This window comes from Niastella caeni (assembly GCF_004834005.1).
GTDB classification, from domain to species: domain Bacteria; phylum Bacteroidota; class Bacteroidia; order Chitinophagales; family Chitinophagaceae; genus Niastella; species Niastella caeni.
Map to the genome: position 1 here is coordinate 88,340 of NZ_STFF01000007.1, position 16,982 is coordinate 105,321.

General features: G+C 43.4%; 14 protein-coding genes. 5 read left to right on the forward strand and 9 right to left on the reverse strand.

Annotation, left to right across the window (positions count from 1 at the left end):
* Nucleotides 1–203: 203 nt before the first annotated feature.
* The 5 genes from dapB to FAM09_RS22610 all read right to left on the reverse strand — a co-directional run bounded on the left by dapB (nucleotide 204) and on the right by FAM09_RS22610 (nucleotide 4,599).
* The gene (gene dapB, locus FAM09_RS22590) at nucleotides 204–920 is read right to left on the reverse strand and encodes a 4-hydroxy-tetrahydrodipicolinate reductase (RefSeq protein ID WP_136579433.1); all 717 of its coding nucleotides are present in this window, start codon (nucleotides 918–920) and stop codon (nucleotides 204–206) included.
* 38 nt (nucleotides 921–958) lie between these two features.
* Entirely contained in the window at nucleotides 959–1,621 is a 663-nt protein-coding gene (locus FAM09_RS22595) for a DUF5683 domain-containing protein (protein WP_136579434.1), read from the reverse strand.
* Between the two features lie 10 nt (nucleotides 1,622–1,631).
* A complete protein-coding gene (locus tag FAM09_RS22600) occupies nucleotides 1,632–2,555 on the reverse strand; it encodes a ParB/RepB/Spo0J family partition protein (protein WP_136579435.1) in 924 nt (307 codons plus the stop codon).
* Nucleotides 2,556–2,575: 20 nt separating this feature from the next.
* A complete protein-coding gene (locus FAM09_RS22605) occupies nucleotides 2,576–3,376 on the reverse strand; it encodes a ParA family protein (RefSeq protein WP_136579436.1) in 801 nt (266 codons plus the stop codon).
* 536 nt (nucleotides 3,377–3,912) lie between these two features.
* Nucleotides 3,913–4,599 (reverse strand): metal-dependent hydrolase, encoded by a 687-nt coding sequence (locus FAM09_RS22610; RefSeq protein WP_136579437.1) that lies wholly within the window; start codon nucleotides 4,597–4,599, stop codon nucleotides 3,913–3,915.
* A 115-nt stretch (nucleotides 4,600–4,714) separates the two neighbouring features.
* On the opposite strand from FAM09_RS22610, the gene FAM09_RS22615 reads away from it, so the two are divergent.
* Both FAM09_RS22615 and FAM09_RS22620 read left to right on the forward strand, forming a co-directional pair.
* Nucleotides 4,715–5,224 carry an NADPH-dependent FMN reductase gene (locus tag FAM09_RS22615; RefSeq protein WP_136579438.1) on the forward strand — a complete coding sequence of 170 codons (510 nt, stop codon included), beginning with the start codon at nucleotides 4,715–4,717 and terminating at the stop codon, nucleotides 5,222–5,224.
* A gap of 35 nt (nucleotides 5,225–5,259) precedes the next feature.
* Nucleotides 5,260–6,543, forward strand: a complete 1,284-nt coding sequence (locus tag FAM09_RS22620) for a metallophosphoesterase (protein ID WP_243751758.1) — start codon at nucleotides 5,260–5,262, stop codon at nucleotides 6,541–6,543.
* Between the two features lie 865 nt (nucleotides 6,544–7,408).
* Here the strand turns inward: FAM09_RS22620 and FAM09_RS22625 are convergent.
* Nucleotides 7,409–10,039, reverse strand: coding sequence for an ATP-binding protein (locus FAM09_RS22625; protein WP_136579439.1), 2,631 nt, complete (start codon nucleotides 10,037–10,039; stop codon nucleotides 7,409–7,411).
* Between the two features lie 159 nt (nucleotides 10,040–10,198).
* A complete protein-coding gene (locus tag FAM09_RS22630; protein WP_243751759.1) occupies nucleotides 10,199–10,876 on the reverse strand; it encodes a LytR/AlgR family response regulator transcription factor in 678 nt (225 codons plus the stop codon).
* Nucleotides 10,877–11,048: 172 nt separating this feature from the next.
* On the opposite strand from FAM09_RS22630, the gene FAM09_RS22635 reads away from it, so the two are divergent.
* Nucleotides 11,049–12,056, forward strand: coding sequence for a hypothetical protein (locus FAM09_RS22635; protein ID WP_136579440.1), 1,008 nt, complete (start codon nucleotides 11,049–11,051; stop codon nucleotides 12,054–12,056).
* 110 nt (nucleotides 12,057–12,166) lie between these two features.
* On the forward strand, nucleotides 12,167–12,754 hold the full coding sequence (locus tag FAM09_RS22640; RefSeq protein WP_136579441.1) for a porin family protein: 588 nt from the start codon (nucleotides 12,167–12,169) through the stop codon (nucleotides 12,752–12,754).
* A gap of 77 nt (nucleotides 12,755–12,831) precedes the next feature.
* Here FAM09_RS22640 and pgi read toward each other — a convergent pair whose 3' ends face one another.
* Together pgi and ltaE are read right to left on the reverse strand one after the other, a co-directional pair.
* A complete protein-coding gene (gene pgi, locus FAM09_RS22645) occupies nucleotides 12,832–14,490 on the reverse strand; it encodes a glucose-6-phosphate isomerase (protein ID WP_136579442.1) in 1,659 nt (552 codons plus the stop codon).
* Between the two features lie 236 nt (nucleotides 14,491–14,726).
* Nucleotides 14,727–15,749 (reverse strand): low-specificity L-threonine aldolase, encoded by a 1,023-nt coding sequence (ltaE, locus tag FAM09_RS22650; protein WP_136579443.1) that lies wholly within the window; start codon nucleotides 15,747–15,749, stop codon nucleotides 14,727–14,729.
* 272 nt (nucleotides 15,750–16,021) lie between these two features.
* Between ltaE and FAM09_RS22655 the strand changes: the two genes are divergently transcribed.
* On the forward strand, nucleotides 16,022–16,912 hold the full coding sequence (locus tag FAM09_RS22655; protein WP_136579444.1) for a hypothetical protein: 891 nt from the start codon (nucleotides 16,022–16,024) through the stop codon (nucleotides 16,910–16,912).
* Nucleotides 16,913–16,982: the final 70 nt, after the last annotated feature.

Consider the following 16,982-nt stretch of genomic DNA (forward strand, 5'->3'; position numbering starts at 1 on the left):
AATTATGCCTAAAATTAACAGGAGCCATTCAGCAGCTATGCTAATTAAATTCTGACGCTTTTTTTATGCTTTTTATTACTAGAAATAATTATTTCAGGAATTGCCTCGTCAGAAAGTTGTTTTTTGTTTTACCTAAAACAAATAACCCCGCACCTGCGGGGTTATTTAAGCATATATGCATTTTAATTTATTTGTTCGGCCGGCTATAAACCCAGTACGTCGCTCATACTGTAAATGCCCTTTTTATTTTGAAGAAATTCAGCAGCTAAAACGGCCCCGGTAGCAAACCCTTTACGGTTATGGGCGGTATGTTTTATTTCAATGTCATCGATGTCTGAAGTATAGGTAATGGAATGTGTGCCCGGCGCCGGATCAATGCGCTCACTGATGATCTGCAGGTCTTCCGGGTTATTGCTTGCCTCATTGACCCATTGTTTCTTTTGCCTTATCGACTTCAATATTCCTTCTGCCAGGGTAATGGCAGTGCCGCTGGGCGCATCTTTCTTTTGGGTATGGTGGATCTCTGTGAGCGATACATTATACTCCCTATGGGGTGCTATCAGTTCGGCCAGCTTTTTATTGATGGCGAAGAAAATATTTACCCCTACGCTAAAGTTACTGGCATACAGCAGCGCGCCATTTTGTTTATTACAGAAGGCTTTGGCTTCATCAAAACGTTGCAACCAGCCGGTTGAACCGCTAACAACAGGTACGCCTGCCTGCAGGCATTTAATTACATTATCGAAAGCCACTTCGGGACCGGTGAATTCAATAGCAACATCGGCCTTTCGGATGTTTTCGATGGTATTGTCCTCAATATTTTCAATTCCTACTTTTAAAACTATTTCATGGCCACGTTGTAATGCAATTTCTTCAATGGCATGACCCATTTTACCGTACCCGATTAAAGCAATTTTCATCTCTTTGCAATTATTTTAACTTGAAACTTTTCAGCGCGCTAAGGTATTGCTTTTGACCGATTATCAGCGAACTTAAACAGGATGCTTACGCCTATGGCCTGGTTGGGTAGTATGGCCGGCCTTACCTGCATTGCCAGGTTGTCGCTTACATTAAAGCCTTTCAGGTGAGCGTCTACAGTGGCATCCACCACATTCAATCCCCAGAACAGCAGGGTGAATAAAATGGAGTAGTCCATGTTTTTGCGGAACTCATTCCGGTAATTCAGCAGGGAGTTTGTTTTGGTGCCATCTACCAGTGGTAATAATGAAGAATGTACATCAGCCAGAGCATCGGTATACTCCTGGGTAGTGTGGTCCATTTCGGCTACTTTCAACGCATACCGGGTGCGGTTATACCAGGTTTTGTTATCAAAGAAAGTGTAAACCGGTATACCAATAGCGGCGTATACGATGGGAACTTTCCAGTATTTTTTATTGTAGATCTGGCCAAGACCGGGAAGAACAGCAGAATAAATAGCAGCCTTACGGGGAGAAAAGGTGCGCTTGCCGGTGGAATCCCGCCAGCCTCTTGCCTTCATTACCTTTGAGCTGGCTTCTATTTTACCAGTAGTATCTTTTACTATGAGGCTATCTTTCTGCTGCGACAAGGCCAGCATAGGTAATATCAGGATAAGCGCAATAACAAAGAAAACATTCTTCATGCAGGCGAACTTAAGCCGAGACACCGATCTGATCTAAGATCTTATTCAGTTCCTGGATTGAATAATATTCAATCGAAATTGCTCCGTGTCCGTTTTTGTTATGATTTAATTTAACCTTGGTACTGAAATGTGATGCTAAGTTATCTTCAATTTTTTTGTACGCCGGAGGCAGAGAGCTTTTTACCGATTCTTTAACACCGGCAGCGGTACCGCTCTTGTACATTTTACGAACCAGGTCCTCTGTTTGGCGAACCGATAAACTACGGCTCCTGATCTCGTTAAATATGAATAATTGTTTGTCTACGGTATCTACATTGATCAATGCGCGGGCGTGGCCCATGCTGATATCGCTTTTACGAACTGCCACCTGAATATCCGGTGGTAATTTCAACAAACGGATATAGTTCGCAACAGTACTTCTTTCCTTGCCCATCCGTTCAGCTACCTGTTCCTGTGTGTAGTTCAGCTCTTCCATCATACGTTTATAGCTCAACGCAATTTCAACCGCATTCAGGTCTTCACGTTGCAGGTTTTCGAGCAGGGCCAGTTCCAGCAGTTCCTGGTCGTTGGCCTGGCGGATATAAGCCGGTACGTCTTTTAAGCCGGCAATTTTGGAAGCGCGCCAGCGGCGTTCGCCCGAAATAAGGCGGTATTTACCGCCAGCACCTAATTGTGAAACGGTAATGGGTTGCACAATGTCGTGCAACTTTATAGAAGAAGCCAGTTCCTGCAGCGCCTGCTCATCGAAATCATGACGTGGCTGCCGCGGGTTGGGCTCTATTTGGTCAATGGGAATACGCAATATGGCAGTAACCGTTTGGGCAACTTCCTGTTTCAGGCTGCCGGATGCGTTTTTCAGATCTGAATCGATATTCTGCAACAGGGAACGGATTCCCTTACCCAGCGCGTCTTTATTTTGTTTGGGGTTGGTCATTGATTGTATATGGTGGTTTGTTATTCTAATATACGCTCTTCCTGCTTAATCTTCGTCATATCGTTCTTTTGCAGGATCTCTTTGGCCAGGTTCAGATAGTTGACGGCCCCTTTACTTTGACCATCATACAAAATCACCGGTTTTCCAACGCTGGGCGCCTCGCTGATGCGGGCATTACGGTGGATAATTGTATCAAACACCATTTCATCAAAATGCTTGCGCACCTCATTCACCACCTGGTTACACAGGCGCAAACGGCCGTCGTACATGGTCATTAAAATACCTTCAATGGCCAGCTCAGGATTTAAACGGCTTTGCACGATCTTAATTGTGTTCAATAATTTGCCAAGACCTTCCAATGCAAAAAACTCTGCCTGTACCGGAACCATCACCGAATCGGCGGCGGTAAGGGCGTTCACAGTGATCAAACCCAGTGATGGAGAACAATCGATGATAATGAAATCATACAGCTCTTTCACCGGCTCCAGTAAACTTTTTAATACACTTTCCCGGTTGGGGTAATTGATCATTTCAATTTCAGCACCCACCAGGTCAATGTGCGACGGAATGATATCCAGGTTGGGAATCTCCGATTTTAAGATCACATCCTTCATGGGGGTACTGCTTACCATGCAGTCGTACAAACTCGTCTGAATATTGTGCAGATCAAAACCCACGCCGCTGGTACTATTAGCCTGCGGATCGGCATCTACCAATAATGTTTTGAACTCCAGAACGGCCAGGCTGGCCGCCAGGTTAATAGCGGAAGTAGTTTTCCCAACTCCCCCTTTTTGATTGGCTACTCCAATTACTCGGCCCATAGTGATTAGTTACCTTCCTGCCTGCTTTGCCTTCACGTTTCACGATCAGCCCGGCAGGTCGTTGGATTTTTTTTTAATTGGTTTCACTTAATTCGGCTCATTATGCCTTCGTAAAAACACGAAAAAACAGCACAGTCAATCCGTCTTTTCCGGTTCTTAAACCGTAGAAAAGGCAAATTTCGGTGACAATATACTTATTTACCGCATTCAATACAGTTCACAAGCCCGATAGTGAATAAAATTGTATTAACTCAACAATAAAAAGCATCCCCCAAAAAATGGAGGATGCCCATATTGGATCGCAAAATTATTACATTAGGCTTATTATCAGCATTTAATGTTTTAATATTTTAAAAGCGGCTATTTTTCGTGGTTTCAGGTAAGAACCGTGCGAAAAACCACCTAACCGGCTGGTTAATATCCTATGAATTATTCAATGGTTTGATGGTTTGATTGTTGGCCGGCTGAATTTTCGAAATGTTCCCAATTTGTCAGCATGCCGAAAATGGAAACCCAACCATCGAGCCATCAAACAATTAAACCATATCCCTGGTTTCACCAACCTTCAGCAGGTGAAGCACTGCGCTGGTATCGGCAAAAGCTTTCTTTGCTTTTTCATGGTCAATTTTAATAAAACCGAACGTATCGTAATGAACGCCGATGATCTGCTGGCATTTGATCATTTTCGCGCATTGCACTGCATCTGCTACGTCCATGGTAAAGTTGTCGCCAATAGGCAGAACGGCAAAATTCAACTCTGCCCAGGTTGGTATCAATTGCATATCGAGGGTGAGCGCCGTATCGCCGCTGTAATAAAAATTGCCTTCTTCTGAATACACGATAAACCCGAACGGATTGCCGCCATATGTGCCATCGGGTAAACCTGATGAGTGTTGGGCAACCACGCACTTCACGGTAAAATTGCCAAAATTCCATTTACCACCGGTGTTCATCGGGTGCACGTTGGTTATTTGCTGCCTGCCCAGCCATTCGTAAATTTCCCAACTGCAAATTACTTTGGCGCCCGTACGGCTTGCGATGCGAACGCAATCGGCAATATGATCGGCATGGCCATGCGATATTAAGATGTAATCGGCCTGAATGGCGTCTACATCAATTACTTTATTCGCCAAATCATTGGGCGTAATAAAAGGATCGAATAACAGTTTTGTACCTTTGATCTCAACAGAGAAGCAGGAGTGACCGTAATAAGTGAAATGCATCTGATTAGTTTTTAGTTCAGCGTGATCAATTGTGCCTTAAGCCTGCAAACATACAAACTAACAAAAAAACAAGAACGCAGAACCTGCAGAAGAGTTCAACGTTATTTAAATTACAATGAGTGACATTTATACCATCGTTTCCGGAACCAACAGACCGGGCAGCAATACAGAGAAGATAGCGAGGCATTATCAGCAGGTATTGAAATCAAAAAATATTACCCCGCATTTTATTACGTTGGAAGGATGGAAATACATTGATAAAACCCCTGAGTTCGTTCAATTAGAGAACGACATTCTGATCCCTACCAATAAATTCATATTTATTTCTCCTGAATATAATGGCAGTATCCCCGGCGTGTTAAAGCTTATGTTCGATATTTCTGATTACAAAAAAACATGGTGGGGAAAGAAAGCCCTGCTAACCGGAGTAGCCACTGGCCGTGGTGGTAATTTGCGCGGTCTTGAACATTTAACAAGCATTTTACATTACCTGAAAGTGGTGGTGCACCCCAATAAACTGCCCATTTCTTCGGTTGATAAAATGATGCACGGGACCGGGGAAATTCACGATGCCTTTACGTTGCGCGCCATTGAAACGCAGATTTCTGAATTTATACAATTTTAATGAAGGTGGTTCGTCTTCCGGTGTAATAGGAGACAATGACTCCTAAAAACGAACACATTCAATTAAACGAACATATGCGTAATTCAGGTTTTTTCTTTTTCCTGCTGGGGATAATGGCGTTGCTGGATATTTATATTTTTCAGGCTTTACAGGTCGTTTTGCCTACTTCAACAAAAGCCCGGCTGGCCGTAATAATCGGGTATTGGGTTATTTCCATATCGGCTATTATTATCTTCTTATTAATGCCTTACGTCAACTTCGACGCGTGGCCCAGGTGGATGGCCACCTACGTTCGGGCTATCGTGATCGGGTTGTTTGTTTCAAAGGTCATTGCAGCCTTGTTTTTTGCTGTGGATGATGTTCGCCGGGGTGGAACCTGGCTGGTGAGCAAGGTTGCTCAAAGGCCTGCCGCCGCAGTTGCCCAGGCTGGGGATGGAATTACCCGTTCTGCGTTTCTAAGCTGGATGGGACTGGCCGTAGGTGGAACTATTTTCGGAACGCTGGTGTACGGGTTCGGCAACAAATACCGCTACCAGGTGAACCGGATGCGAATGAGCTTTAAAAACCTGCCTGCCGCTTTTAAAGGCATGCGCATCGTGCATATCTCCGACATCCATTCGGGTAGTTTTATGGATAAAGAGGCTGTTGAGAAGGGCGTAAAAAAGATTTTAAAAGAAAAACCCGATATGATCCTGTTTACGGGCGACCTGGTGAACGACCGGGCCACCGAAATGACAGATTACATTGACGTGTTCAGCAAGCTGAATGCACCGCTGGGTGTTTATTCAACCCTGGGCAACCACGATTATGGCGATTATGTTCGCTGGGACAGCCATGAAGCTAAAAAGGAGAACCTGGAGCAATTGAAACAGGTGCATAAACAAATGGGCTGGCGGTTGCTGATGAATGAGCATGTGGTGTTGGAAAAGGGTGAAGACCGTATTGCCCTGCTGGGCATCGAGAACTGGAGCGCCAAAGGCAATTTTGGGCGCTATGGAAAAATGGAAGAGGCGTATCCCGGTTCGGAACAATATCCGTTCAAGATCCTCATGAGCCACGATCCCAGCCATTGGGATGCGGAAGTGCGTTCTAAATATGCCGATATCGATCTAACGCTCGCCGGTCATACGCACGGGATGCAATTCGGGTTAGAACTACCCGGTTTTCGATGGAGCCCTGTACAATACATGTATAAGCAATGGGCCGGGTTGTATGAATCGGGCGACCAGAAGTTATACGTGAACCGGGGATATGGTTTTATTGGTTATCCCGGAAGAGTAGGGATATTGCCGGAAATTACTGTGATTGAGTTATCATAGCCACGGTTTATGGTTTGTAGTTTATGGTTCTTTTATTCGGGAAACCTGATTTTATTTCAGAGGGCTCAAAGCCCTACAACAACGATAAATAAAAACCAGAAACCAGAAACCAAAAACCAGAGACCAATAAAAAAGGACCGCCAACTTACATTGACAGTCCTGACTGTAAAGCAGGTTTTTTAAGGGCTTTCAGAAGCAGGTACTTGTGATTTCTGTAGTCAGGCCTTAACCGTGCAAATGGGCATGATTACGGATTACCATACAGGTTACGGATCTCAATGCATTCCAAAATAAAGGATGGTTGTGTTTAGGGTTAAAGTACGATGGGGTAAGGAGGACCAGCTAAAATGCTATTTGCTACTACGGTCTGGGTTGTTATAGATGAAAAGCTGTTTACGCGCTGCGGGCCTTCGTAAACCATTTTAGCCAGCCCCCTTGTTCAAAGTGCTTAAATCAGAACTTAACCATTGAAATCTTTAGGGTTATTACAATGCCAGAGGCATTTCTACGGTAAAGGGACAAGGGATGCTCTACGGTGTCAGGGATTAGGGGAAAAAAACTATATAAAATAAACTACTTGCGTATTCATTTCATAGTTAGTTTCAGTAGGTTTTTTTCGTATTGACCACACAAAAATACGCTGCGGAAACCCCCTTTTCCGGTTCCTTTCGGTGAATCGGGGAAATGTATAGCCGAATGATTTGAATTTTCCGGTAAACGGAATAAGCTAGTAGTAAGTGCAAGTAGCGAGTGGGTGAAGGCAAAAGAGAAAATAGCGAGTCTTGAACAGAAGCCCTGCTGGCTATTAACTGCTGGCAATTCACTTTTCCTTACTAGCCACTAGCTACTCACTATTTGCTGACCCTCAAAAAACCTTAACATTCAATAGTTGATTCACTTCCTGTAACAACAAATGCTTGTAGTCGTGCAACTTGTCGAACTCGCTGGAAAGGGTGGAAGGAGCCGTGTTTTTCTTTGCCAGTTTTTCCAGTTTTTCGAGCTGCTGAAAAAATGGCGTGTTTTTACCCAGAATGGAAACTGTAGATTGAATGTGATGGGAGAGCGTAGCCACCTGGCGGGCGTCTTTTTGATCGATTGCATTTTTGAGCGCTTCCATTTCGCCGGGGAATTGTTTCAGGAATTGCTTGATGATGGTTTTCAAAAAATCACTGCTGCCCATCACCATATCCTGTAAAAAGTTCAGGTCAACATAATGCAGGTCGTTTTTAAGCGATTCAATATTCGCACTGCGTTCGTTGGAGAGGTATCTTGTAAGCAGGGTATATAATTCCCTTTCATGAATAGGTTTTGAAATGTAATCGTTCATCCCATGGCTTAAACATTTTTCCCGCTCCCCGGCCAGTGCATGGGCCGTCATGGCAATAACGGGAATATCGCTTTTCAATTCTTTACGTATAGCCTGGGCCGTGGCATAGCCATCCATCAACGGCATTTGAATATCCAGTAATACCAGGTCGAAATTTTCGCGTTGCAACCATTCAATGGCTTTGGTGCCGTTATCAGCCAGTTCAAAATTCACTTTCCAGCTTTGGAAGGTAAATTTTATCAATAGCTGGTTCATGGCATTGTCTTCTACTACCAGCACCCTGGCATCGGGGAAGGCGCCGGCGCTGATCTCTGTTTTTTCCGACAGGGAAGCGGTCATTGCCTCGCCAACGGGCATCAATGAATATTCAATTTCAAAAATGAATTCGGTGCCTTTGCCCGGATCACTGTCAACCTGTATATTTCCCCCTTGCAAATGCACCAGGTTCCTTACAATGGAAAGCCCCAGACCGGTTCCGCCATATTTGCGTGTGGTATCGGTTTCCCCCTGTTGAAAGCGTTCAAAGATCGCATCCAGTTTATCGGTTGAAATGCCAATGCCGCTGTCTTTAACCGAAAACCGCAATCGGATGTAATCGTTTTTTTGCTTCAGGGTGGTGATGTTAATAGAAATGCCGCCTTTTTGCGTAAACTTAATGGCATTGCTGATCAGGTTCACCAGAATTTGTGTAAGCCGCACTGCATCGCCCGTGAGTGTATCGGGGATGTTATCCTGGATGTAAAGAGAAAATGATAAATTCTTTTCCCTGGCTCTATGATAGAACATGGTTTCAATAGAACTGCAAAGCCCCCGCAAGCTGAATGGATTTTTTTCTATGCGTAACATCCCTGCTTCTATTTTTGAAATATCCAGAATGTCGTTGATAATGGTAAGCAGGTTTTCACTGGCCGATTGGATCAGATTGACAAACTGGTGTTGTTCTTCCTGCAGATTTGTTTTTTGTAACAGGTTGGTAAAACCAATGACAGAATTGATAGGCGTTCTTATTTCATGGCTCATGTTGGCCAGGAATTGTTCTTTTACATTGGCCGACTCAATGGCCTGTTGCCGGGCTTCTTTTAATGCCGATTCAACCTTTTGTTGTTCGGTAATATCATAAATGGTGGAGCGGCTTGAAAGGTAATTTCCGCTGGCATCATAAATGGCAACAGAATTCAATACTACCGGAAATGTTTTGCCTGTTTTCGTGCGCATGATCAGGCGGCGTTCCTTGATAGAGCCTGTTTTTTTAAAGTTGGGGAAGTTTTCCCTGACGCTTTTGGCGGTTTCTTCTTCCAGCACATCGTAAATAAATAATTTGCCTATCACTTCTTCCCGCGTATAACCCAGCCATTTTAATTCAGTATCGTTTATGGCAATTATGCGGGCATCGCCGTCAATAGAGTGGTAACCGCAAGGGGCATTGTTGTACAGGTCCTGAATTTCGGCAGAGATCTTTTCTATATTATGACGGGCTTCTGTTTCGTTATCATTTGCCTGTTTCAGTTCTTTAACCAAATGATGCATTCGCGTTAAATGGCGGATCACCAGCAGTGATAAGATGACTATACCAGATAATCCGAGTATGGTCAATAGCCGGCTGATGATTAAAATGATGAAGGTGCGTTTCCTGTTCTGTAGAATACCGGTCTGCAACTGATCGTATAATTCTTTCTCCAGTTGCATGGAAAGTTCGGTGATACTGTCGCGTAAAATAATACCTGCTTTACTGGAGATCCTTTTTTCCGCCTGCGCTTTACCAAAACGGGTATATACATCAATGATCTCATTATTGATCAGGATCCTTTTTTCTATCAGCGCGGCCAGGTGGGTAAAGGAAGCCTGGTTGTACTGGTTTTTTGAAGCTTTTTGTAAGCCAGCCAGTTGATTCATCAATAAATTGAGTGTATCCTGGGCGCCTGCAATAAAGTTACTGTCGCCGGTTATTACAAATCCGCGTACCCGGCTTTCAGTAAGAATTACATTTTTAACTATGTTCTGGAGCTGGTTATGTAAATGGAATGATTCAATGGCTTCAAGGCTGGCTGAGCGGGATTTACTAATTATCCGCTCGGTGTTGAATTGAAGTATAATGCCAGCTGCTATAAAAGCCACCGAGAAGGCAATACTGTATAGAATAAGCCTGTTAGGTTTAATGTTTCTTTTCATGGTAACTGATGCTACCTCAGTAACCTGACCTTAACCTGGGAACGGATGCTGTTGCTAACCTAATCGCTACTTTGCGCTCAATGGAACAAGTGACAAAAGCCGAAAATGGTGTCACTGTCGCATGCGCTTGTACATAAACAAATGCAATTTAATATAAACTTACAATAACTTTATTTTCTGGATCAATTTACTGCGATAACTTTCGGCTACAGGTATGGGGGTATTGAGGATATTAACAACGCCGTCTTCAATGGAATCGATTTTATCGAGCGATATGATATAACTACGATGAACACGCATCAGCCGGCCTGAATTGATCTTTTCTTCAATCGCTTTAAGCGTTGAATGTACAATATGCCATTGCGTTTCGGTACGTATTTTCACATAATCACCCATAGCTTCTATCCATAGTATTTCTTCCAGCCGTAATTTTTTAAGCATATTGTTATCCCTGATAAAAAGATAATCATCGGCCGCTGATGTAACTTCCGTATCGTTCCGCAGCAGTATATCCCGCACTTTTTCCACTGCCTGCATCAGACGGGGCAGGCTCACTGGTTTTATCAGGTAATCCACCACATTCAGGTCAAAAGCCTCTACCGCGTACTGCTTCTGGGAAGTGGTGAGAATGGCAAGGGTTTGTTTGGGCAATATTTTCAACAAATCAATGCCGGTCATTCCCGGCATTTCTATGTCTAAAAGAACCAGATTAGGCGGATTGGCCGTAATATTGCGGTGGGCTTCCATCGCGTCTTTACATTCGCCAGTGACCTGTAACCTTCCGGTTTGCAGCGCCAATTGACGTAAAGTGAGCCTCGACAAATCGTTATCGTCCACTATCAAACAGGTTATCATAGCGTAATGGTCGTAATAAATAGTTAAGGTAATTTAAGTTAGCAAAAAATTAGTAATGATTAAACCGGCTACAATTTTTTTTATCTCATATTCGTTGTTCAGTGCATCATGTGCCGCCGGGTGTACTTCCACCAGCCGGATAATTAGCAAACGTATGAAGAAATTGCTCGTTCTTCTTGTTTTCACGGTTGCTATGCAACCTTCTTTTTCCCAAAACGGGGGAAAGCTGGATTCATTATTTGCAAAAGGCGACACAACGGCTGTGCTTGACTCATTACTAAAAGACTTTGACCTTTATTTGGATAGTTTAACAGGCCGAAAAAGTTTCTTTACCGTAAATACGGGCATCGGTACCGGTTTTTTTAGTTTTAACGACCGCAATACCGTAACTGTTAACACCGAAAAGAAGCTTATTTTCTCGCCTTCGGTAGGGTATTTTCATAAATCAGGATTGGGTATTGCTGCTTCGGCTTATGCGTTGTTGAATAACGGAATAAATTTTTACCAGTACTCGTTCAGTCCGTCCTTTGACTGTATAAAAAACAGTTTTTCAGCCGGCGTCGCATATACAAGGTACCTGACCAAGGATTCGCTTGATTTTTACACTACACCTATCCAGAATGAATTGTTTGCCTATTTTTCTTATAAGAAGTGGTGGGTACGGCCAACCCTCAGCCTGAGTTACGGGTGGGGTAGTAAAGCAGAATATGAAAAAAGGGAAGCTACCCGTTTTGCGCGATTGCTGGAGCAGCGTGACCGCTATTACGTGATCATAAAGAATGTAACCTCGGTGCGTGATTTTTCAGCTACCATTTCGGTACGTAAAGATATTGACTGGTATAGTGTATTTAGCAAAGCGGATAATATAACGTTAACGCCTATTGCCATGTTGAATGCCGGTACCCAAAACTATGGTTTTAACACTTCCTATTCTTATAACTTTTCGCCGGTACGCGCTAATTCGTTGCCCAGTAATAACGATATATCAGATAATACGCAATTTGCGCTGCAATCTGCCTGTTTGGCCATCCGGGGAAGTTATTTAAAAGGTAGGTTCCTGTTGCAATCGCAGGTGTTGTTCGATTATTTCTTACAGGATCTGGAGGGTTCCGGTTCAAAGTTGAACACCGTTTATTCCATAACAGCAGGTTTAAGTTTCTAATCATTGATTTTTAGGCATTTCTTCACTTAGCTGTTAAGGGAAATTAACAGCCATGGTTGAACCTTGGCATATAAGTTGAAATTCTATAGGTGAACCATAAATAACAGAATATGAAACTAAAATCCCTGGCTTTATTAACAATTGCTTCAACTCTGACTACAATGACTTTTGCACAAGGATTTCATGTTGGTGCAAAAGCCGGTGCTAATATTTTCAAAGTAGACGGATCATCAATGAAAGATGAATTTAGTTTTGGATATAATCTGGGCGCATTTGCCGAATTGGGCATCAGTGACAAAGTAGCTATACAACCCGAGGTAATGTGGAACCAAACTAACTTCCGCACCGGTTCCAAATTCAGTGATATATATCCGGGAGGAACTAACGACGTAAAAGGAAAGCTGAATTATATAAGCATTCCTATTTTATTAAATTACAATGTGGCCAAGTTCTTCACATTGCAGGCAGGTCCGCAATTTGGTATCCTGCTCGATCAGGACAAAAGTCTTTTTCAAAATGGTCAGGACGCCTTTAAAAAGGGTGACTTCTCTATGCTGGGAGGCGTACAATTAAATATCGGTGCGCTTAAAGTAGGCGGCCGTTATGTAGTAGGTTTGGCAAATATTAATGATATTGATAATAAAGAAAAATGGAAGAACCAGGGATTCCAGGTTTTTCTGGGCACAAGGATATTATAACCAAATCCCCCCATATAAAAAGCCCTCTCGTTAACCGGGAGGGCTTTTCTCTTACTTTCTACTTCTGCTACCTAATATCAACTTTCTGCCTTCATTTTCTTCCACGCATTGATCAAACCATTGGTAGATGAGTCGTGTTTGCTGACGGGTTTGTCGTCCTGCAGTTCGGGCAAAATATTATTAGCGAGCTGTTTTCCTAATTCAACGCCCCACTGATCAAAGCTGAATATATTCCAGATAACACCCTGCACAAAGATCTTATGCTCGTATAAAGCGATCAACTGGCCTAATGTATAGGGAGTGATCTTTTTTACCAGGATAGAATTGGTTGGCCGGTTGCCGGTAAATACTTTAAATGGCACCAACGCATCTATTTCTTCGGTTGATTTTCCTGCTTTTACCAGTTCCGCTTCAGCTTCTTCTGCTGTTTTTCCATTCATCAACGCTTCTGTTTGTGCAAAGAAGTTCGATAACAGTTTGGCATGATGATCACCAATAGGATTGTGGCTTACGGCCGGTGCAATAAAATCACAGGGGATCAGCAACGTACCCTGGTGTATCAGTTGGTAAAACGCATGCTGGCCATTGGTGCCGGGTTCGCCCCAGATAACAGGCCCGGTATTGTACCGAACGTTTTTGCCTTTGCGATCAACGCTTTTTCCATTGCTTTCCATATTGCCTTGTTGAAAATAAGCGGCAAAGCGATGCAGGTATTGATCGTACGGTAAAATGGCTTCTGTTTGGCTGTCGAAGAAGTTCGTATACCAAAGGCCAATAAGCGCCATAATAACCGGTATATTTCCCTCGAAAGGTGTTTTGCGGAAATGATTATCTGTTGAATGCGCGCCTTTTAACAACGATTCAAAATGCTCGTAACCTACGGTTAACGCAATAGATAAACCAATTGCGCTCCATAAAGAATAACGGCCGCCCACCCAGTCCCAGAATTCGAACATATTGGCTTTGTCGATGCCAAACTTCACCACTTCTTTTTCATTGGTGCTAAGCGCCACAAAATGCTTGGCGATATAACTTTCATCACCGGCTGCTTCCAGGAACCATTGCCGTGCGGTATGGGCATTGGTCATGGTTTCCTGCGTGGTAAATGTTTTGGAAGCGATCAGGAAAAGGGTTTCCTGCGGATTTACTTTCCTGAGCGTTTCGGCAATATGTGTGGCGTCGACATTCGATACGAAGTAAACCTCGATATCTTTTTTCCAGTATGGTTTCAGCGCTTCGGTAACCATATAAGGGCCCAGGTCGCTGCCGCCAATACCGATGTTAACAATGTACTTTATTTTATTTCCGGTGTAACCTGTCCATTCACCGCTGTGAATGCGATTACAGAACTGTTTCATTTGCTGTAATACCTGTTGCACCTGGGGTATAACGTTTTTACCCAGGGCGTATACCGGTTCATTGCCCATATTACGCAGGGCGGTATGTAACACAGATCTGCCTTCAGTTTCATTGATCGCTTCACCATTGAACATTGCTTCAATGGCTTCGGGCAATTTGCATTCATTCGCCAGGTCTATCAGCAATGAAAGGGTTTTGGCGTTAATGCGGTTCTTGGAATAATCGAATAATATATCTTCAAACGAAATAGAGAAGTTCCTGAATCTGTCCGGATCATCGGCAAACAGCTCACGCAGGTGGGTTTCGGAAATCTTTTTATAATGGCGTTCCAGCTTTTCCCATGCATCAGTTTGGTGGGGCTTAATCTTTGGTAACATACGTCTATGAATTAGCTTCAAAAATAAATGTTTCTAAGTTCTTAGTTGTAAAGTTCCTGGTGTTAAGTTTCAGGTTACCGGTTACCAGTTACCGGGTTCCAGGTTTCAGGTTACAGTTTCAGGTTACAGGAAAACGAAACTGTATTTGCCCTTTCCACCGGTTATGTTCTCAGTGAATCGGCGATCAGCAGTCGTGAAACCGCTGCGCGTTACACGCTAGGTAAACAGGCCAAAGGTCACAAGTTTAAATTGAGTATCGTTTCAATGACATACTCCACCATTTTCGGTGCAATATTCAAATGCAGCACCATCCGCACCTGGGTAGGAGAGATGGGAATAACCAGGATGTTCTTTTCTTTTAACGCCGCCGCTACCTGGGCGGGTTGAAACGGGGGTTGTACCTCAAAGATGATGATGTTGGTTTCAACGGGTAATATACCTGCCGTAAACGTAGTCTTAATAAGATTGGCTGCAATTTCTTTTGCATGTTCATGGTCCTGCTGCAACCTGATTATATTATTCTTCAAAGCATATACACCACAGGCAGCCATAAAACCAGCCTGTCGCATACCTCCGCCAAATACTTTCCGTACCCGGCGTGCCTTTTTAATAAAAGCCTGGTTGCCTATTAAGATGCTTCCTATGGGGCAGCCCAACCCTTTATTTAAACAAACCGAGATGCTATTGAATAAAGCGCCGTATTCTTTGGGTGATTCATTACGGGCTACTATGGCATTGAACAAGCGGGCGCCGTCGAGGTGCAGTGAAAGATCATGGTTGTCACACACCGTACGAATGTGTTGTATCTCCTGTATATCATAACAACTACCACCCCCGCGGTTCGAGGTATTTTCAAGACATACCAACGACGTGTGTGCTTTATGTACATCATCGGGATTAATTGCAGCTGCTACCTGTTCAGCAGTAATGCGTCCGCGGTTACCGGGTAATAACCGCGATTGCACGCCTGAATTAAATGCCATACCTCCGCCTTCATATTGGTAAACATGCGCAGTTTGATCACAGATCACTTCATCACCAGGTTGTGTATGTACTTTAATGGCTATCTGGTTGCTCATAGTACCGGTAGGACAATACAACGCAGCTTCCATCCCGAATAATTCTGCCGCCATTGCTTCCAGCGTATTTACGGTGGGGTCTTCGCCAAATACATCATCGCCAACGGGCGCTCGCAATAAAGCATCAATCATCTCTGATGTTGGTTGGGTTACCGTATCTGATCGCAAATCAACTATCATAGTAAATATCGAATAATGAATGTTAAATGTAAAGACCAATAGGCAATTTGCAAAAAATGGGCTAAAGACGTAAAACGGCAAACGTGAAAGCAAAACAATTTCAGCAGGCGGCACCGGCAACTGGTAACCGGTACCCTGAAACCTGAAACCTGTAAAATTATCCTATCATCACAATATTTTTTTTTAACATCTAATTAAACTTCCATGCAAACCAGCCATCAAAAAAGCGCACTTTACCACAACAATAATTTTTACACTTTAAAAGTATAACCATGAAATGTAGAATTTCAGCAGCTATTGCTATGCTCTTTCTGATGACTTTATCGATCGTTTCCTGTAAAAAGGATAACAGTGCCCAAACCCCCGTAAGCGATACGGAAGCACAAACCATTAGCCAGGAAGATGCCGCCGCGGAAGGCGAGTACGATGATATTACTGAAATGGGTTTGGCTACCGGCGCCGATATGGAAGGCGGTGCTATTGATAACGGTCGCATGGAAACCAATGGCAATACTGCCCGTATCCGTCTTGATCTGTTCCTGAACCTGCAATTAAAATTAGGGCCCTGTGTTACCGTTACTGCTGAACCTAACGACACTACCTTTCCAAAAACAGTTACTATAAATTATGGCGATGGTTGTATCTGCCGCGATGGTAAATTCAGAAAAGGTACTGTGGTATTATACTTTTCTGCACCACTTCGCAAACCAGGCTCTGTGCTCACCATTACATTAAAAGATTACTATGTAAACCGGGCTCATATCGAAGGCGTGAAAACCATTACCAATCTCAGTGCTAACGGAGCTGTAAAATATTCAGTGAAAATTGAAGGTGGTAAAGTAACCTGGCCTAACGGTAGAGGATTTACTTATGCTGGCACTAAAACCGTTACGCAAATTGAAGGCGCTGCAACCCTCAACTGTGCAGATGATGTATACTCAATTGAAGTACGTACACAGATAAAATATGCCAATGGTGTTACCGTTACAAAGAATACTGAAACGCCGCTGATAAAACCCGTAGCCTGCCATTGGATCGTGAAGGGGATTTTGAAGATCACCATCAATGACCGGGTACTGTATGTTGATTTTGGAGCCGGCGGCGGTTGCGATAATAAAGCATTATTAACCTGGGCTAACGGACAAATAGAGATTAATTTGTAAGAAGCTACAAAAGCTGAAAGCCAAAAGCAATACAAGCCTTCCGCGCATTGCGAAACAATCTACAAACAAA